The sequence below is a fragment of the Streptomyces sp. NPDC005955 genome (assembly GCF_042871255.1).
GTDB lineage: Bacteria > Actinomycetota > Actinomycetes > Streptomycetales > Streptomycetaceae > Streptomyces.
In genome coordinates this window covers 1,053,772-1,070,430 of sequence record NZ_JBIAIF010000001.1, presented here as the reverse complement: position 1 = coordinate 1,070,430, position 16,659 = coordinate 1,053,772, and the positions used below count along the sequence as shown (strand labels likewise).

Below are 16,659 nucleotides of genomic sequence, written 5' to 3'. Positions count from 1 at the left end.
CACCGGACCTTGCTGAGGAGTGACCCAGGGATGACCGCCGGCGACAACGGCAGCAAGCCCGAGGACGACGACCCGTTCGGCTATCTGTACGCCGACGGGCAGGCGTCCGGGGCCACCCCGCCCAGCGGTGGCGGCGGCTACGGCTACCCGGGCCCCCGCTCCTCGTACCACCAGGTCCGCCCGGTGGGGGAGCGCCAGTACGGCGGCCCGCAGCAGCAGTACGCCCAGCAGCCGCCCACGGCCGCCTACGGCCAGGTGCCGCACCAGCAGCAGGGCGGCCAGTACGGCCAGCAGGCCCCGTACGCGCAGCCGGGTCCGGGCGGGCCGGGGCACGGCGGGCACGGGGCGCACGGCGGGCAGGGCGGTGGCCGGGGACGCGGGCCCAACACCAAGGGCATCCTCATAGGCGCGGTCGCCGTGGTCGCGGCCGTGGTCGTCGGCATCGGCATCGTCGTGTGGAACGGCAACTCCGAGGACGACACCCCGCGCACCGGCGCGGACAGCACCCCCTCGGCGTCGGCCGGGGAGCCGGACGACGACAAGGAAGAGGAGACGGGGAAGCCCACCGACGAGGCGGCGGACCCCGACGAGTTGCCCGCGCTCGACGCGAAGGCGCTGAAGCTGGAGGGCGGCACCTCCACCGCCTCCGACGTGAAGGGCGCCAAGGCGGCGGGCGGCGTGTACGTCACGGGCTTCAACAAGCCCGGCGCCGCGGTGACCTGGACCGTCGACGACCTCGCGGACGCCGGCAAGTACACGGTGTTCGTCGGGTACGGAGTCCCCGGCAAGGACGCGGACGCCACCCTCACCGTCAACGGGACCCCGCAGAGCCGCCCGTTCAACCTGAAGAACTACGCGGGCGCCCCCGAGGGCAACGCGGAGCGCGGCTGGACCGAGTCCTTCGCGTACGTGGAACTGAACAAGGGCACCAACACGCTCAAGCTGTCCTGCGAGGACGGCAACAAGTGCGACGTCAACCTCGACCGGGTCTGGCTCGGCAAGGGCTGGAAGGGCTGACCCCCGGGCCCGGTCGCCTCGGGGGTGACCGCGGGGGACGAGGGTAAGGCGATGGCCAAGAATCCGGCCGTCGCCCTGGCGTTTGCCGGGAAATGCCCAGGTGTAAGGGCCGTGGCGGGGAAGACGACCGTGGCCCGATCGTGGCCGTGTGGATAGCCTGACGCGATCCGGTCTTGCCGGTGACCCCCGTCACCCGTGCGGAACGGCACATCGAGCGCCATCGCGAGGACACGGCGCCTCGGGCGGCACCAACGGAGGATTCAACGACCGTGGATGCGCAGAGCCGCGGAGGGTCGGACGACGTCGACCCCGCAGACCAGTGGGTCCGCAACCCGCAGACCGGCGAGTTCGAACTGCGGACGGAACCCGCCCCCCGGTGGCCGACCGCCCCCCGCCCCCGCAGCGCCGCCCCCCACGGACCGCCCGGCGCCCGCGGCCCCGCCGCCCGCCCCGGCCGTCAGGTGCCCGCCGCCCGCGACCGCCGCACCCCGAACCCCCGCGGCGACCGCCCCACCGGCCGGCCGCCGGCCCGCCGCAAGCCCCCCGGCAGAGCGTCCGGCGGTCGATCCGTCCGACGCCGGGTCATGCTGTGGACGGGCGGCGCCCTGGCGTGCGTGCTGCTCGCCGCGGGCGGCGGCGCCTACTACCTGTACGACCGGCTGAGCGGCAACCTCCAGGCGATCGACGTCGGGGACGCCGCCAACGGGGGCTCGCTGAAGGACGGACCGATCAACGTCCTGCTGCTGGGCACCGACAAGCGCACCGGCAAGGGCAACGAGGGGTACGGCGACCGGCGCAACTCCACCGGCCACGCCGACACCACGCTGCTGCTGCACGTGTCCGAGGACCGCACCAACGCGACCGCCCTGAGTATCCCCCGGGACCTGAAGGTGGACCTCCCGGACTGCCCCACCAAGCAGTCGGACGGTTCCGTCAAGGTCGTTCCGGGCCAGTTGGACGTGCGGTTCAACGAGAGCCTGGGGGTCGCGGGCCGTGACCCCGGCTGCACCATGCGGACCGTCAAGGCGATGACCGGGGTGCCCGTCGACCACTTCATGATGGCCGACTTCAACGCCGTCAAGGAGCTGACCACGGCGATAGGCGGGGTCGACGTCTGCCTGGCGAAGCCCATCAAGGACGACGCCTACTCGCAGCTCGACCTCGGCAAGGGGCCGCACACCGTCCAGGGCGAACAGGCGCTCGCCTTCGTCCGCAACCGGCACGGCCTCGGCAACGAGAGCGACCTCGACCGGATCAAGATGCAGCAGCAGTTCGTCGCCTCGATGATCCGCAAGATGAAGGACGAGATCCTCGGCAGCCCCTCGATGATGCTCGACGTCGCCGAGGCCGCCACCAAGGCCCTCACCGTCGACCAGGGCATCGGCACCATCCCCAAGCTGACGGGCTTCGCCAAGGAACTCGGGAAGATCGACGTCAAGAACATCACCTTCACCACGCTCCCCGTGAAGGACAACCCCGCCGAACGGATCAAGGCCACCGTCGTCCTGGACGAGACGAAGGCCCCCCAGGTCTTCGGCATGCTCCGCGACGACGTGTCCTTCACCGAGGTGAAGAAGGAGCAGAAGCAGCAGGCCGCCGCCGCCAAGAGCAAGCAGGCCGCACTGCTCAAGGGGGCGCGCGCCGACGCCTCCGAGGTGCGCGTCGACGTCTACAACGGCAGCGACACCCCGGGCGCGGCGCAGAACACCCTCGGCTGGCTCCAGAACACCAAGGGCGTCCTCAAGTCCTCCAACCGCAGCAACGCACCGGAGAAGACCGCCCGGACGCACCTGGTCTACGGGCCGAACCAGGCCGACCAGGCGCGCACCCTCGCGGACTACCTGGGGTTGCCCGCCGCCGGGCTGAAGCCGAAGGCCGCGGACGCCGCGGCGATGGAGCCGATGGTGCTGACCCTCGGCGCCGACTTCAAGGGCCCCGGGGTGCCCATCAAGGCGGCCGACCAGGCGCCGGACGGGGTCCAGCGGGTCGAGGCGGACAAGAAGATCTGCGCCCAGTGACTCGCGACGGTGATCCGCGACGGTGATCCGCGACCGCGTGGTCAGGACGGGAGCGGGTCGGCGGTGACCCGGACCCGGCCCAGGTACTCCTCGTAGGCGCAGGCGTCGAACTCGCCGGCGGCCGGGGCCCGTACCGTCGCCGCCGACAGGGCCACCGCACGGGTCAGCCGGACCGGCCACGGCTCGTCGGCGACCAGGGCGTCCAGCAGCCCGGCGACCGCCGAGTCCCCGGCGCCCGTCGGGTTGCCCTTCACCAGGCCCGGCGGCACGGCCCGCCAACGGCCCTCGGGCGTCACCGCGAGCAGCCCCTCGGGGCCCAGCGACGCGATCACCGCACGGGCGCCGCGGCGCCGGGTCTCCCGGGTGGCCTGCGCGGGGTCGTGGGAGCCGGTCAGTTCGGCGAGTTCGTCGGCGTTCGGCTTCACCAGGTCCGGCCGTGCGGCGACCCCGCGCCGCAGCGGCTCCCCGCCGGTGTCCAGCAGCACCGGCACGGAAGCGGCCTTGGCCGTCCGCACCAGCCTCGCGTACGCGCCCACCGGCACCCCGGGCGGCAGACTGCCGCACAGGGCCACCGCGGAGGCGGTCGGCACCAGGGCGTCGTACCGGTCGAGGAAGGCGTTCCACTCGGCGGCCGACACCAGCGGGCCCGGCTCCCCCAGCCGGGTGGTGTTCCCGGTGACCGCGTCCACCACGACGACCGTGCGGCGGGTGGCGCCGGCGACCGGCACCAGCGCATCGGTGACCAGACCGTCCGGGTCGCGCTGCGCGAGGCCCGCCCGCAGCGCCCGGCCCGTCCCGCCGCCGACGAACCCGGTGACGGTGACGGGCCGGCCGAGGGCCGCCAGCACCCGGGCCACGTTCACGCCCTTGCCGCCGGGCCGTTCGATGACCTCGGTCACCCGGTGCGAGGAGTGCGGCCGCAGTGTCGGGACCCGGTACGTGAGGTCGAGCGCGGTGTTCAGCGTGACCGTCAGGATCACCGTGGGGCCTCCCCCGGAAGGATGGTGTCCGCCGGGTCCCTCGGGTCGGTCGCCGGTCGGGCGGTCTGATCATCTTTCGGATCTGATCATGCCAAAGAGACGGCGGCCGGCACAGACCGCACTGCCGACCGCCGCCCCCGTGCACGCACCTTCCGGAGATCAGCCCAGGGCGGGTTCGACCACCCAGGCGCCCCGGCGCATGACGCCCTTGAGGGCGAACTCCTCGTCGAGGACGACCAGGTCGGCGTACTTGCCGGGCTCCAGCGAGCCCACCGTGTCGTCGATGCCGAGCAGTCGGGCCGGGTTGACGGAGATCGCCCGGACGACGTCCTCGACGGACAGCCCGTCGACGGTCACCGCACGCTGGAACGCCCGGTCCAGGGTGAGCGTGGACCCGGCGATCGAGCCCCCCTCCACCAGACGGGCGACCCCGTCCTTGACCTCGACCTCCAGCGGGCCGAGGCGGTAGCTGCCGTCCCCGAACCCGGCCGCGTCCATCGCGTCGGTGATGAACGCCACCCGTGCGGCGCCCGCGTGGCGGAAGGCCAGCTCCAGCGCCGCCGGGTGCAGATGCGTGCCGTCGTTGATCAGCTCGACGGTGACCCGGGGGTCCTCCAGGAGCGCGGCGATCGGCCCGGGCGCCCGGTGGCCGAGCCCCGGCATCGCGTTGAACAGGTGCGTCGCGACGGTCGCCCCCGCGTCGATCGCCTCGACGGTCTGCTCGTACGTGGCGTCGGTGTGCCCGATCGCGGCGAGCACTCCGTGCTCCACCAGCAGCCGTACGGAGTCGATCCCGCCGGGCAGCTCGGTGGCGAGGGTGACCATCCGGGCCTGGCCGCGGGCCGCGTCGAGCAGCTTGCGGACCTCGGCCGGGTCCGGGTGGCGCAGCAGGCCCTCGGCGTGGGCGCCCTTGCGGCACGGCGAGATGAACGGGCCCTCGAAGTGGACGCCGGCGATCTCGCCCTGTTCGGCGAGTTCGGACAGGAGCCCCGCGCGCTGGGCGAGGGTGTCCATCTCCCCGGTGACGGTGGAGGCGACCAGGGTGGTCGTGCCGTGCAGCCGGTGGGTGTGGACGCCGTGCAGGATCTCGTCCACGGTGCCGTTGGTGAAGGAGGCGCCGCCTCCGCCGTGGTTGTGCATGTCGACGAAGCCGGGGACCACCCAGTGGCCGGACAGGTCGAGTGCGGGTGCGGCGTCGGCGCGTCCGGCGGCGATCCGCTCGCCGTCGACGGTCAGCTCACCGCCGTCCACGATCCCGGTGGGCAGCACCACCCGCGCTCCGGCGAGCACTTTGCTGGGGGCCATCAGGCGGGTACCTCCGGGGAATCAGGGTGTCCGGACCCACGTGGTCCGGAACGGGATGCCTTGCCTTTCTTCGTGACCGCCTTGCCGCCGCCGCTGCTGCTGCCCTTGCCGGTCTTGCCCTTGCCGGCCCTGCTCGCCTTCCCGGACCGCTCGGGCCCGGGTCCTTCGCCGGCGCCACCGGCGCCGGTCAGGAGGTCCCACGCGAGCAGGCCCGCGCCCAGGCACCCGGCGCTGTCGCCGAGGGCCGCGGGAACGATCTCCGGCATGCGCTGGAAGGTCACCCGCCGACCCACGGCGGCCCGCAGGGGTGTGAACAAGGTTTCCCCGGCTTCGGCGAGGCCGCCACCGATGATCAGCATCCGGGGGTCCAGCAGGGTGAGCGCGGTGACGAGCCCGTCGGCGAGCGCGTCCACCGCCTCCTGCCAGACCGCGACGGCCCGCGGGTCGCCGGACTCGACGGCCTTGGCGCAGTCCGCCGCGTCCGCCTGCGGGTCGTCCGCCGCCGCGGCCCACGCCCGGCTCACCGCGCCGGCCGAGGCCAGGCGCTCCAGGCAGCCGCGCTGTCCGCAGCCGCACTCGGGTCCGCCGGGGCGGACCACGATGTGGCCGATCTCGCCCGCGTAGCCGTGCGCGCCGGGCTCTATCCGGCCGTCTATGCCGATGGCGCCGGCGATGCCGGTGCCGAGCGGGATGAAGAGGAACCGGTCGGCGCCCTGGCCCGCGCCGATCCTTCCCTCCGCGAGCCCGCCGGCCCGCACGTCGTGGCCGAGGGCCACCGGTACGCCGTCGAGACGGTCGCTGAGCAGTTTCCTGAGGGGAACGTCACGCCAGCCGAGGTTGGAGGCGTAGACGGCGACGCCCTGTTCGGCGTCGATGATCCCGGGTACCACGACACCCACGGCGGACGCGGTCACGCCGAAGTGCTCGACGCCGTACGCGCGCAGGTCCGCGGCGAAGTCGAGGATGCCCTCGACGACGGCCTCGGCGCCGCGCTCACGGCCCGTAGCCCTGCGGCACGTGTACAGGAGCGTTCCGTCCTTCGCCACGAGGGCGGCCTTCATCCCGGTCCCGCCCACATCGAGGGCGATGACGTGTTTCCCGGCCGGGGGTCCGGGGGGTGTCACCCGGGTCGTTGCAGTCACGCAGGACAGTGTCGCGTGTAGACCCGTAAGAGGTCTAGTCCAGTTGCGGTACATACCTATGGTTACGGCCCGTTGCCGAAGTGATACGTAGCCGATGTCGAACTTCCGCCGGGCCCCGGGAAGACTCGCCGCCAACTGATCACAGGGCCCGTCGCCGGGGGTGGCGGCGGAGCCACCGAGGGGGCTCAGGCGTGCAGCGTCGCATGACGAGACTGACCGCGGCGATAGCCGCGCTGGCATGGACCACCGTACTGGCAGGGTGTGGACTGGGCGGTGACGGGGAGGACACGTCGTTGACGCTGGTCGCCGCGGACTACGGCGACTCGGCGGAGAACAGCACCACCAAGTACTGGGACGAGGTCGTCGACGCCTTCGAGAAGGACCACCCGGGGATCGAGGTCAAGGTGACCGTCCTCCCGTGGACGGAGGTCGACGCCCGGGTCAAGAAGATGGTCGACGAGGGCGAAGCGCCCGACATGGCCCAGATCGGTTCGTACTCCGACTACGCGGCCGACGACCGGCTCTACACCGCCAACGAACTGCTCTCCATCGCCGTCCAGGCGGACTTCCTGCCCACCCTCGTGAGCGCCGGACGGGTCTCCCGCGTCCACTACGGCCTGCCGTTCGCGTCCTCCACCCGGCTGCTCTTCTACAACAAGCGGCTCTTCGAGGAGGCGGGCATCACCGAGCCGCCCCGCACCTGGGAGGATCTGAAGGACGCGGCCGTCCTCCTGAAGGAGCACGGCGTCGACTTCCCGTACGCGCTGCCCCTGGGACCCGAGGAGGCCCAGGGCGAGGCCCTGATGTGGATGCTCAGCGGCGGCCACCCGCGCGGCTACACCGACAACATCGGCAACTACGACTTCGATTCCGCCACCAACCTCCGGACCTTCACCTGGCTGAAGGACGAACTCGTCGGCGCCGGCCTCACCGGGCCCACCCCGCCGGCGGAACTCAACCGGGCCGACGCGTTCGCCGCGTTCACCGAGGGGGACGTCGGCATGCTGAACGGGCACCCCACGCTGATGCGGATGAGCGACAAGAAGGACGTCGACTACGCGATGGTGCCGATGCCCGGGCGCACCGGGCGCAGCGAGGCGGCGCTCGGGGTCGCCGACTGGATGATGGCGTTCAAGCAGAACGGCCACCGCGAGCAGATCGGCACGTTCCTCGACTTCGTCTACGAGGAGAAGAACGTGCTCGACTTCTCCCGCCGGTACGACCTGCTGCCCGTGACCACCTCGGCGGCCGAGGCGATGGCCGACAACAAGGCCGACGCGGACCTGCTGGAGTTCCTCGACGGGCTGCGCGGCGCCCAGTTGTACCCGGTGTCCAAGACCTCGTGGCCCCAGGTCAGCGCGGACGTCAAGAAGCGGATCGGCAGGGCCGTGGTGGCGGACGGCGATCCGGGCGCCGTCCTGAATCTGCTCCAGCGCAGTGCGGTGCGCGCGGACGGGTAGCCGTCCGGGTGCGGGGTGCGTGCGTTGTCCTGTGCGATGCGCCCCTGTCGGGGCCCCGGCACGGGTTCCTGTCGGGGCCGTGTGGGGCGGGCGGGGACGGCGAGGAGTGCCCCTTCAGGGGCGCGGGGAACTGCGCAAAACCACAGCGCACCCGCACGGGACAACGCACCCGCAGGTCAGCGGTCCGTACGCCGCGTCTCGCGGAGCCGGCGAAGCCGGTTCACGGTGACCGGATCGTGCGCCAGCGCCCGCGCGTCGTCCAGCAGCGCGTTGAGCAACTGGTAGTAGCGGACGGGGGCCATTCCGAGGCGTTCCCGGATGGCCCGCTCCTTCGCGCCCGGGCTGTCCCAGCTCATCCGCTCCAGGGCCAGCACGCCCAGCTCCCGCTCCCCGAGCCCACCGTCGTCCATCCCCTCAAACTACAACCCCGGACGACGGGGCCGCGCGGTCCCGTGCTGCTGTCGGCGCACGGCCATGCGGAGTTTCGTCAACCGGGCCACCTGGGGAGGCGGTCCGATCTAGGCTGACATACCCGTTTCGGCCTGGAGGATCGAGGTTCCCGCATGCCGGTAGGTCCCGAAGTGACGGCCCTGACGCGGGTGGTGGGAGGAGTGGTCCGAGGCGTTTCGGAGCACGCCACGCGCTCACCGGCGTGGCCGAACCTGCACGAGTCACTCATGGAACTTCACGAGATCATCCATGACTGGTGCGATGCCGCCGTGCGAACGAACCGGGCCTTGCGTCAGATCGGGACAGCCGCGGAGGGCCAGTGGGAGACCACCTATTCCGGTGGGGGAAACGGGGCGGGGCGCCCCTACACCTTCCTCTCCCTCAAGCTCGGGCGGAGTTACGTGGAGAGGGCACACCGGGAGATCAACTCGATCATGGAACCCGCAGCGCCCTTGACGCAGCGCTGGAGCCCCAACAAACGTCGACAAGCCGCCAGGCGTTCACTCCGCGGCCTGATGACCATCTACTGCGCCGAACTGCTGTTGAGTTTCGAACAGGCAGTCCAAGCACGCACTGAATGGGTGGGAAGGTACCGCGAGTTCATCGACGAATCCCTCAAGGAGGGGCATGTGAGTCGGAGTCGCCTCCGTTCCCTGAGCGCGGAGACCGAGGAAACCACAGTCGCACTGGCGGTCGCCAGAAACCAATTGAAAGCCTTCATCAAGGAGCGGTACCCCATCGGTCACGAGGATCTGGCCCCAGCCGATGATCCCCGAAGGGGCTGACCGCACCCGCTCCGCACAGCGCACGCCGACCGGGGCGTACCCAGGGGCGCGGGGAACGGCGCGGGCACCCGCAGCGCACCCGCGCCGGACCACGTACCGCACCGTGCAGCCCCCCGCCAAGGGCTACGCTCGGGACACATGGGCACCCCCAGCGAACGTGACAGCGAACGCACCAGGACCAGCGCCAGCACGAGCACCGGCACGAGCGCCAGCGCCAGCGAAAAGGCCGGCGCACCCGTACCCGTACCGACCACGCCCGAGGGCCGCACCGCGCTGACCGCGCTCCTCGCCGACCCACGGCACACCGTGGTCGGCCTCGACTTCGACGGAACCCTCGCCCCGATCGTCGCCGACCCGGACCGTGCCCGGGCCCACGAGGGCGCCGTCCCCGCCCTGACCGCCCTCGCCCCCGAGGTCCGCGCCGTGGCGGTGATCACCGGCCGCCCCGCCCCCGTGGCCGTCCGCAACGGCGGCTTCGAGGGCGCCGAGGGGCTGGACCACCTGGTCGTCCTCGGTCACTACGGGGCCGAACGCTGGGACGCCGCCACCGGCACCCTCAGCGCACCGCCCCCGCACCCGGGCGTCGACGCGGTGCGCACCGAACTCCCCGGGGTGCTCGCGGCGGCGGGCGACTGGCCGGGCACCTGGACCGAGGACAAGGGCCGTGCCGTGGCGGTCCACACCCGCCGCGCCGAGGACCCGCAGGGCGCGTTCGACGCACTGCGCGGACCGCTCGGCGCACTGGCCGCCCGGCACGGACTGATCGTGGAGCCCGGCCGGCTGGTGCTGGAGTTGCGCCCGCCGGGCGTGGACAAGGGCGTCGCGCTCACCGAGTACGTCCGGGAGACCGGCGCCCGCGCGGTCCTCTACGCGGGCGACGACCTGGGCGACCTGCCCGCGTTCGCCGCGGTGGCCGCCCTACGGGAACAGGGCGTGCCCGGTCTGCTGGTGTGCAGCGGCAGCACGGAGGTCACCGAACTCGCCGAGCGCGCCGACCTGGTGGTCGACGGCCCGGCGGGTGTCGTCGCCCTGCTGGACGCCCTGGCGCGGGCCATCCGCACCGACCGCGGAGGCCGGGGCTGACGTCGTACTAGCGCGGGGTGCGCGTCTGGTCGGCGCCGAGGTTGGGCGGGGTCGGGATGCGCGTGCCGAAGAAGTCGCGGCGGGTGCCGTCCCTGGTCACGCTGCCGGCGCCCAGCGCGGGGGAGCCGGGCCGCAGTCGTACGTCCCCGGGCCGGGCGGGGTCGGCGGCGCGCAGCAGCGGGTCGGCGTTGACGGCCGAGGGGTCGCGCGGCTGGGCGGTGCGCCAGTACAGGTTGTTGCGGTAGGTGCTGAGGGTGTCCCGGATCGGTGAGCCGCCGTTCGCCGCGCCGACGAAGACGTTGTCCTCGAAGGTGACGCCGGTCTGCCCGTTGTTGGAGACCAGCGCGGTGTCGGGGCGGTCGGTGACGACGGTGTTGCGGTAGACGCGGGTGTCGGTGGTGGAGCCGCAGACCACGGAGATCACCGCGTACGGGGAAGTGGTGTTGCGGTCGTTGATGCTGACGTTGTCGTGGACGCGGTTGCCGGAGCTGGTCTTGGTGCGGTCGTTGCACACCAGCAGGAAGCCGCCCTCGTTGTCGTGGCTGTAGTTGTAGCGGTAGACGTTGCGGTTGTTGCCGCCGTCGATGTCGTAGGCCATGGAGTCCCGGGTGCCGTGCCCGCCGGTGACCTCGTTGTACTGGTAGAGCACGTCGTCGGAGTCCCAGGCCCAGATGCCCGCGTTGTAGCCGCCGGAACGTTCGTTGAAGCCGTTGACGTAGTTGTGCTCGACCAGGGCGCCGCGGGTCTTCTGCACGACGATCCCGTCACCGCCCACGTCGTACACCTGGTTGCGGACGAAGGTGACGTCCGTGGAGAGCCAGTTGGCGCCCTGGACGTCGCGGCCCCAGGTGGACGAGGTGCCGATGCCGGTGCGGTCCGAGGTGCGGACGGTGGAGTCCTCGACGCGGACGCCGTCGAACCGGGTGGGCCGCTCGGTGCCCTGCACGGCGAAGAGGATGCCGCCGGAGGGGTCGGGGTCCTTGTGGTCGGAGCCGTTGACGTCGCGCACGTCGACGCCGTCCACCACGAAGTGCTCGGCGACCCCGTAGTCGGTGAGTTGGACGTAGACGCCCGCCCGGCGTTCGGTGGTGGTGGGCGCCCCGGTGTTGGACACCTCCAGGTTCCGCAGTTCCCACTGTTCGGTGTTGACGAGCCAGACGGCGGCCCGGGCCCCGTTCGCCTCGATGCGGGGCTTCGTCCCGGTGCCGTACGCGTCGACGCGCACCGGTGCGCCGGGTGCGCCGGCGCCCTGCGGCTTGAGCACGCCGGTGCAGGAGGCGCCCCGCCGGAGCAGCAGCCGGTCGCCCGGCCGGTACACGTGCGCGCTGGCGCGTTCCAGGGAGCCCCAGGCGCGGGCGGCCCGGGTCCCGGAGTGCGCGTCGTCGCCGCGTGCGCAGTCCAGGTAGTAGGTGGTGCCTCGTCCGGGGGCCGCCGAAGCGTTCCCGGGCAGGCCGGCGAGGACGACTCCCGCCACGGTCAGGAGGGTGGTGCGCCGAAGTGACATGGCGGTGACGTTAGGTGCGCGGACGGTCGCGCTCCCATGGACAAACACGGCCGGTCCTTGGACAAACCGGGTCGGCCGCCCCGTCCGCCCCAGGGGTTCCGAGCGCCTCCGCTCAGGCGTCGGGGGCGTCGAGTGCGCGGAGTTGGTCGAGGAACCAGCGGGCCGGCGGGAGCGCGGTGGCCGCCGCGGCGAGGTGCTTGGTGCGTTCGGCGCGTTCGCCGTCGGGCGTGACGAGGGCGGCGTGCAGGGCGTCGGCGGTGGCGGTGACGTCGTACGGGTTGACGGTGAGGGCGTGCGCGCCGAGTTCCTCGAAGGCGCCGGCCTCCCGGGACAGCACCAGGACGCACCCCCGGTCGGACACCACGGGCACCTCCTTCGCCACCAGGTTCATCCCGTCCCGCACCGGGTTGACGAGCGCCACGTCGGCGAGCCGGTAGGCGGCCAGCGAGCGCGCGAAGTCGTCCTCCACGTGCAGCAGCACCGGGGTCCAACCCTCCGTGCCGTACGTGGAGTTGATCTCCTCGGCGACCCGGGCCACCTCGGCGGTGTAGTCCCGGTAGACGGCGAGGTCCTGTCGGGACGGGTAGGCGAAGGCGAGGTGCACGACCCGGCCGCGCCAGTCGGGGTGGCGCTCCAGGAGGTCGCGGTAGGCGAGCAGCCCGCGCACGATGTTCTTGGACAGTTCGGTGCGGTCGACCCGGACGATCGTGCGGCGCGGGGAGCCGTCCGGCCCGGTGCCGATCTGCTCGCGCAGGGTGCGCAGCCGGTCGTCCACGTCCGGCCGGTGGGAGCGTTCGCGCAGGAAGTCGGCGTCCGCGCCGAGGCCGTGCACCCCGGTCCTGGTGGTGCCGGTGCCGCCCAGGACCTCCCGGCAGCAGGCGGTGAACGCGTCCGCCCAGCGGTGGGTGAGGAACGCGGCCCGGTCGGCACCCAGGATGCCCCGGAGCAGCTGCTCCGCCACGTCGTCGGGGAGGAGCCGGAAGTAGTCGACGGGCGCCCAGGGGGTGTGCGAGAAGTGACCGATCCGCAGGTCCGGCCGGAGCGCCCGGAGCAGCCCGGGCACCAGCGCCAGGTGGTAGTCCTGGACGAGGACCGCGGCGCCCTCGGCGGCCTCGTCGGCGAGGGCCCGGGCGAAGGCGGCGTTGTACGCCTCGTAGGACGCCCAGCGGGCCCGGAACTCCGTGTCGAAGACGGGCTCCAACGGGGTCTGGTACAGCATGTGGTGGACGAACCACAGCACGGAGTTGGCGATGCCGTTGTAGGCGTCGGCGTACACGTCCGCCGGGACGTCCAGCATGCGTACGCGCTGTCCGCCGGTGTCCGCGGGGTCGAGGGCGCCGCCGGTGCGGCGGACCGCCTCGCGGTCGCCGTCGCCGAGGGCGGCGCACACCCAGACCGCGTCCGTGTCGGGTCCGATCGCGGAGAGCCCGGACACCAGTCCGCCCCCGCCGCGGCGGGCGTTGAGCGTGCCGTCGTCCGCCACCGCGTACGAGACGGGACCGCGGTTCGACGCCACGAGGACCGTGGCACCCGCGGCGCCCGTGGTGCTCGTGGTGCGCTGCCCACCCTGAGAGAAACCCATACGGCGATACCTCGCCCACCCGGTGAACCCTCAAACGTGGCCCCGGGCACGCCCCGCGCAGCCCCTGGCCCGTTGTCGCCGGTCGCCCGGCTCCCGTCCTGCTGGCTCCGTCCGGCGTCCGGCTGGCCGTCGTCCGGCGTCCGGCGGTCGTATACGACGCCCCTGTGCTCACACCCCGGTGACGTGCAGTCGCCGTCCGGAGGCGGACTTGCTGCGCACCGTCGCGACCAGCAGTCCGCCGACCGCGCCCAGGGACACCACCAGCCCGCCGTACAGGTACGGCGAGAACCCGTCACCCACGGGGCGGGTCGTCCGGCGTTCCAGCGTGGGCGCGGGGGTGGCGTCCGCGCGGGGCGGTCCCACCGGATACGCGACCGGAGCCGACGTCACGGTGAGCGCCGATGCCGCGAGAACCCCTGCCGTCCACACAGCCAACCGCCGGACGCCACCACACGACCCCTTACCCACCCCGTGTGAGGAAAACATAAAAATACGGAGGAATGTGCGCATGAGCTGACAATCTAGGCAGCCGACGGGGGCGGTCCGGGGCGCCACGCGGGACCGCGCCGCCCCCGTGCGCCGTTCACCGCAGCCGATTACGCCACTCGCCCCGCTACCGCGCCCCCGGCCCGGCTGACCACCCGGTCACGGCCCGGCTGACCACCCGGTCACGCCACGCGCCGCGCCGCGTACTCCGCCACCGAGGCCATCGGCGGACGCTCCTCCGTGTCGACGGCGTACGTGCGCGGTTCGAAGCCCCGCGGACCCCGCTCGAACTGCGTCAGCTCGGGCCGCAACAGGTGCCCCCGCGCCAACCGCAGCTGTGCCGTCCGGTAGACCGCCGCCGCCATTCGCCCCAGCGCCTGCCCGTCCTGGTGCCGGTGGCGCCGCACCCCCACGTCCACCTGCGCCAACGCATCGAGCCCCACCGTGTGCAGCGCGTCCACCAGCAACCCCAGCTCCACCCCGTACCCCACCGGGAACGGCAGCTGCTCCAGCAGCGTGCGGCGGGCCGCGTACTCGCCGCCCAGCGGCTGCACGAATCCGGCCAGCCGGGGCCAGTGCATGTTCAGCACCGGGCGGGCCAGCAGCTCGGTGACCCGACCGCCCTGCCCGCCCCCGGCGACGGCGGTGCCGAGCGGCCGGTCGTACATCGCCTTCACGAACTGCACGTCCGGTTCGGTGAGCAGCGGTCCGACGATCCCGGTGACGAAGTCCGCGGAGAACTCCCGCAGGTCCGCGTCCACGAAACACACCACGTCACCGCGGGTCACCAACAGCGACCGCCACAGCACCTCGCCCTTGCCGGGCAGCGCGGGCAGGCTCGGCAGGATCGCGTCCCGGTGTTCCACCCGCGCCCCGGCCGCCGCCGCGACCTCCGCCGTCCGGTCCGTGGAGCCCGAGTCGACCACCACCAGCTCGTCGACCAGCGGCACCGGCCCCGTCATCAGTTCCTCGCGGATCACGGACACGATTCGGCCGACCGTCGCCTGTTCGTCCAGCGCGGGCAGCACCACACTGACCGTGGTGCCCGAGGCCCGCTTAGCCGCGGTGAGCTGGTGCGGCGAACGGTCTGCCACGGACCAAGAACGCCTGCTCAGCCAGTCCTCGACTTCTTCCAGCACGGTCTACGGCTCCCTACTGTGATCCATCTCGCGGTGCGGACGACTATCTCAACTGTCCTGGCCTTCGGTTACAGTCTTGAACAACGCGGATGACCGTCGCATGTCGGGGGCCGTCTCGCTGACAACCACATACCGCTCATCCAGAGGGGCAGAGGGATACGGCCCGTTGAAGCCCCGGCAACCCTCCAGTCGGTTCTCGTGACCGTCCGCCGAAGATCGTCGGCGGCATCACCCGCGAGGCTCCCGACTCGGGAAGGTGCCAATTCCGTCTCGTGGCGAAGCGCGCCACGGGGAAGATGAGGAGAAAGGGCCTCCCCTCCATGGCTGTTCAGACCGCTGCTTCCACCGCCGGTGCTCCCGACGTCGCCGACCCGGCCGTCGATCTCGGTCCCGCCGCGGCGCTGTCCTGTCGCGAGTGCGGCGAACGTTTCGCGCTCGGCCCGATCTTCGCCTGCGAGCTGTGTTTCGGCCCCCTCGAAGTGGCCTACGACCTCCCGCTCGGCGACCCCGAGGCCCTGCGCAAGCAGATCGAGTCCGGTCCCGAGAACATCTGGCGCTACGCCCCGCTGCTGCCCGTCCCCGCCGACGTCGCCGAGAAGCCGAACCTGAACCCCGGCTGGACCAAGCTCGTCAAGGCCGACAACCTCGCCCGCGAACTGGGCGTGACCGGCGGCCTCTACGTCAAGGACGACTCCGGCAACCCGACGCACTCCTTCAAGGACCGCGTCGTCGCCCAGGCCCTGGAAGCCGCGCGCGCCTTCGGCTTCACCACCCTCTCCTGCTCCTCCACCGGCAACCTCGCCGGTGCCGTGGGCGCCGCCGCGGCCCGCGCCGGCCTGCGCTCCTGCGTGTTCATCCCGCACGACCTGGAGCAGGCGAAGGTCGTCACGGCGGCCGTCTACGGGGGCGAGCTCGTCGCGATCGAGGGCACCTACGACGACGTGAACCGTTTCTGCTCCGAGCTGATCGGCGACCCGCTCGGCGAGGGCTGGGGCTTCGTCAACGTCAACCTCCGCCCGTACTACGGCGAGGGCTCCAAGACGCTGGCGTACGAGATCTGCGAGCAGTTCGGTTGGGAGATCCCGGACCAGTGGGTCATCCCCATCGCCTCCGGCTCGCAGCTCACGAAGATCGACAAGGGGCTCCAGGAGCTGATCAAGCTCGGACTGGTCGCCGACAAGCCGTACAAGATCTTCGGCGCCCAGGCGACCGGCTGCTCCCCGGTCTCCGCCGCCTTCAAGGCCGGTCACGACGTGGTCCGCCCGCAGAAGCCGGACACCATCGCCAAGTCGCTGGCCATCGGCAACCCGGCGGACGGCCCGTACGTGCTCGACATCGCCCGCCGTACCGGTGGCGCCGTGGACGACGTGGACGACGCGGCCGTCGTCGACGCGATCTCGCTGCTCGCCCGGACCGAGGGCATCTTCGCGGAGACCGCGGGCGGGGTCACCGTCGGCGTCACCAAGAAGCTCATCGAGGCCGGTCTGCTCGACCCCTCGCTGTCGACCGTCGTCCTCAACACCGGCGACGGGCTCAAGACGCTCGACGCGGTGGCGGACCGGGCCCGTCCGACCGCGACGATCCGGCCGGACCTCGACGCGTTCCGCGACGCGGGCCTCGCCACCGGCTGACACCGCCCCGCCGCGCCCGCGGGGCGGGCCCGCCCCGCCTCGCCCGCCCCGTACACGGTCCCGGAGCGTGATCCCTG

Annotated in this window: 13 protein-coding genes, 1 pseudogene and 1 riboswitch; of the genes and pseudogenes, 6 read left to right on the top strand and 8 right to left on the bottom strand. The window is 72.4% G+C overall.

The window, feature by feature from the left end; translation table 11 throughout:
• Positions 1-30 precede the first annotated feature (30 nt).
• A complete protein-coding gene (locus ACFYOU_RS04580; protein WP_391303554.1) occupies positions 31-1,017 on the top strand; it encodes a carbohydrate-binding protein in 987 nt (328 codons plus the stop codon).
• A 269-nt stretch (positions 1,018-1,286) separates the two neighbouring features.
• Positions 1,287-3,035: an LCP family protein gene (locus ACFYOU_RS04575; RefSeq protein ID WP_391303552.1), complete on the top strand. Its 1,749-nt coding sequence runs from the start codon at positions 1,287-1,289 to the stop codon at positions 3,033-3,035.
• A 41-nt stretch (positions 3,036-3,076) separates the two neighbouring features.
• On the opposite strand, the gene ACFYOU_RS04570 is transcribed toward ACFYOU_RS04575, so the two are convergent.
• The 3 genes and pseudogenes from ACFYOU_RS04570 to ACFYOU_RS04560 all read right to left on the bottom strand — a co-directional run.
• The gene (locus ACFYOU_RS04570; protein ID WP_391303550.1) at positions 3,077-4,015 is read right to left on the bottom strand and encodes a hexose kinase; all 939 of its coding nucleotides are present in this window, start codon (positions 4,013-4,015) and stop codon (positions 3,077-3,079) included.
• 159 nt (positions 4,016-4,174) lie between these two features.
• Complete coding sequence (nagA, locus tag ACFYOU_RS04565; RefSeq protein ID WP_391303548.1) at positions 4,175-5,320, bottom strand: N-acetylglucosamine-6-phosphate deacetylase; 1,146 nt, start codon at positions 5,318-5,320, stop codon at positions 4,175-4,177.
• A gap of 185 nt (positions 5,321-5,505) precedes the next feature.
• Positions 5,506-6,396, bottom strand: a pseudogene (locus ACFYOU_RS04560) (ROK family protein); the annotation flags it as partial.
• A 269-nt stretch (positions 6,397-6,665) separates the two neighbouring features.
• On the opposite strand from ACFYOU_RS04560, the gene ACFYOU_RS04555 reads away from it, so the two are divergent.
• Positions 6,666-7,922, top strand: coding sequence for an extracellular solute-binding protein (locus tag ACFYOU_RS04555; RefSeq protein WP_391303545.1), 1,257 nt, complete (start codon positions 6,666-6,668; stop codon positions 7,920-7,922).
• Positions 7,923-8,098: 176 nt separating this feature from the next.
• Here the strand turns inward: ACFYOU_RS04555 and ACFYOU_RS04550 are convergent, their stop codons facing one another.
• The gene (locus tag ACFYOU_RS04550) at positions 8,099-8,332 is read right to left on the bottom strand and encodes a DUF3263 domain-containing protein (RefSeq protein WP_385489663.1); all 234 of its coding nucleotides are present in this window, start codon (positions 8,330-8,332) and stop codon (positions 8,099-8,101) included.
• A 267-nt stretch (positions 8,333-8,599) separates the two neighbouring features.
• Between ACFYOU_RS04550 and ACFYOU_RS04545 the strand changes: the two genes are divergently transcribed.
• Both ACFYOU_RS04545 and otsB read left to right on the top strand, forming a co-directional pair.
• Positions 8,600-9,157, top strand: a complete 558-nt coding sequence (locus ACFYOU_RS04545) for a hypothetical protein (RefSeq protein ID WP_391303542.1) — start codon at positions 8,600-8,602, stop codon at positions 9,155-9,157.
• A gap of 138 nt (positions 9,158-9,295) precedes the next feature.
• The gene (otsB, locus tag ACFYOU_RS04540) at positions 9,296-10,240 is read left to right on the top strand and encodes a trehalose-phosphatase (RefSeq protein ID WP_391303540.1); all 945 of its coding nucleotides are present in this window, start codon (positions 9,296-9,298) and stop codon (positions 10,238-10,240) included.
• A gap of 7 nt (positions 10,241-10,247) precedes the next feature.
• Here the strand turns inward: otsB and ACFYOU_RS04535 are convergent, their stop codons facing one another.
• The 4 genes from ACFYOU_RS04535 to ACFYOU_RS04520 all read right to left on the bottom strand — a co-directional run bounded on the left by ACFYOU_RS04535 (position 10,248) and on the right by ACFYOU_RS04520 (position 14,951).
• On the bottom strand, positions 10,248-11,744 hold the full coding sequence (locus ACFYOU_RS04535) for a right-handed parallel beta-helix repeat-containing protein (RefSeq protein WP_391303538.1): 1,497 nt from the start codon (positions 11,742-11,744) through the stop codon (positions 10,248-10,250).
• A gap of 112 nt (positions 11,745-11,856) precedes the next feature.
• Positions 11,857-13,326 (bottom strand): trehalose-6-phosphate synthase, encoded by a 1,470-nt coding sequence (locus ACFYOU_RS04530; RefSeq protein WP_391303536.1) that lies wholly within the window; start codon positions 13,324-13,326, stop codon positions 11,857-11,859.
• A 168-nt stretch (positions 13,327-13,494) separates the two neighbouring features.
• Entirely contained in the window at positions 13,495-13,716 is a 222-nt protein-coding gene (locus ACFYOU_RS04525) for a hypothetical protein (RefSeq protein ID WP_391303534.1), read from the bottom strand.
• 278 nt (positions 13,717-13,994) lie between these two features.
• Positions 13,995-14,951, bottom strand: coding sequence for a glucosyl-3-phosphoglycerate synthase (locus ACFYOU_RS04520; protein WP_391303532.1), 957 nt, complete (start codon positions 14,949-14,951; stop codon positions 13,995-13,997).
• Between the two features lie 133 nt (positions 14,952-15,084).
• Positions 15,085-15,254, top strand: a riboswitch (SAM riboswitch).
• 17 nt (positions 15,255-15,271) lie between these two features.
• Here ACFYOU_RS04520 and thrC point away from each other — a divergent pair.
• Positions 15,272-16,582: a threonine synthase gene (gene thrC / locus ACFYOU_RS04515; RefSeq protein WP_389765869.1), complete on the top strand. Its 1,311-nt coding sequence runs from the start codon at positions 15,272-15,274 to the stop codon at positions 16,580-16,582.
• The last annotated feature ends 77 nt before the right edge of the window (positions 16,583-16,659 follow it).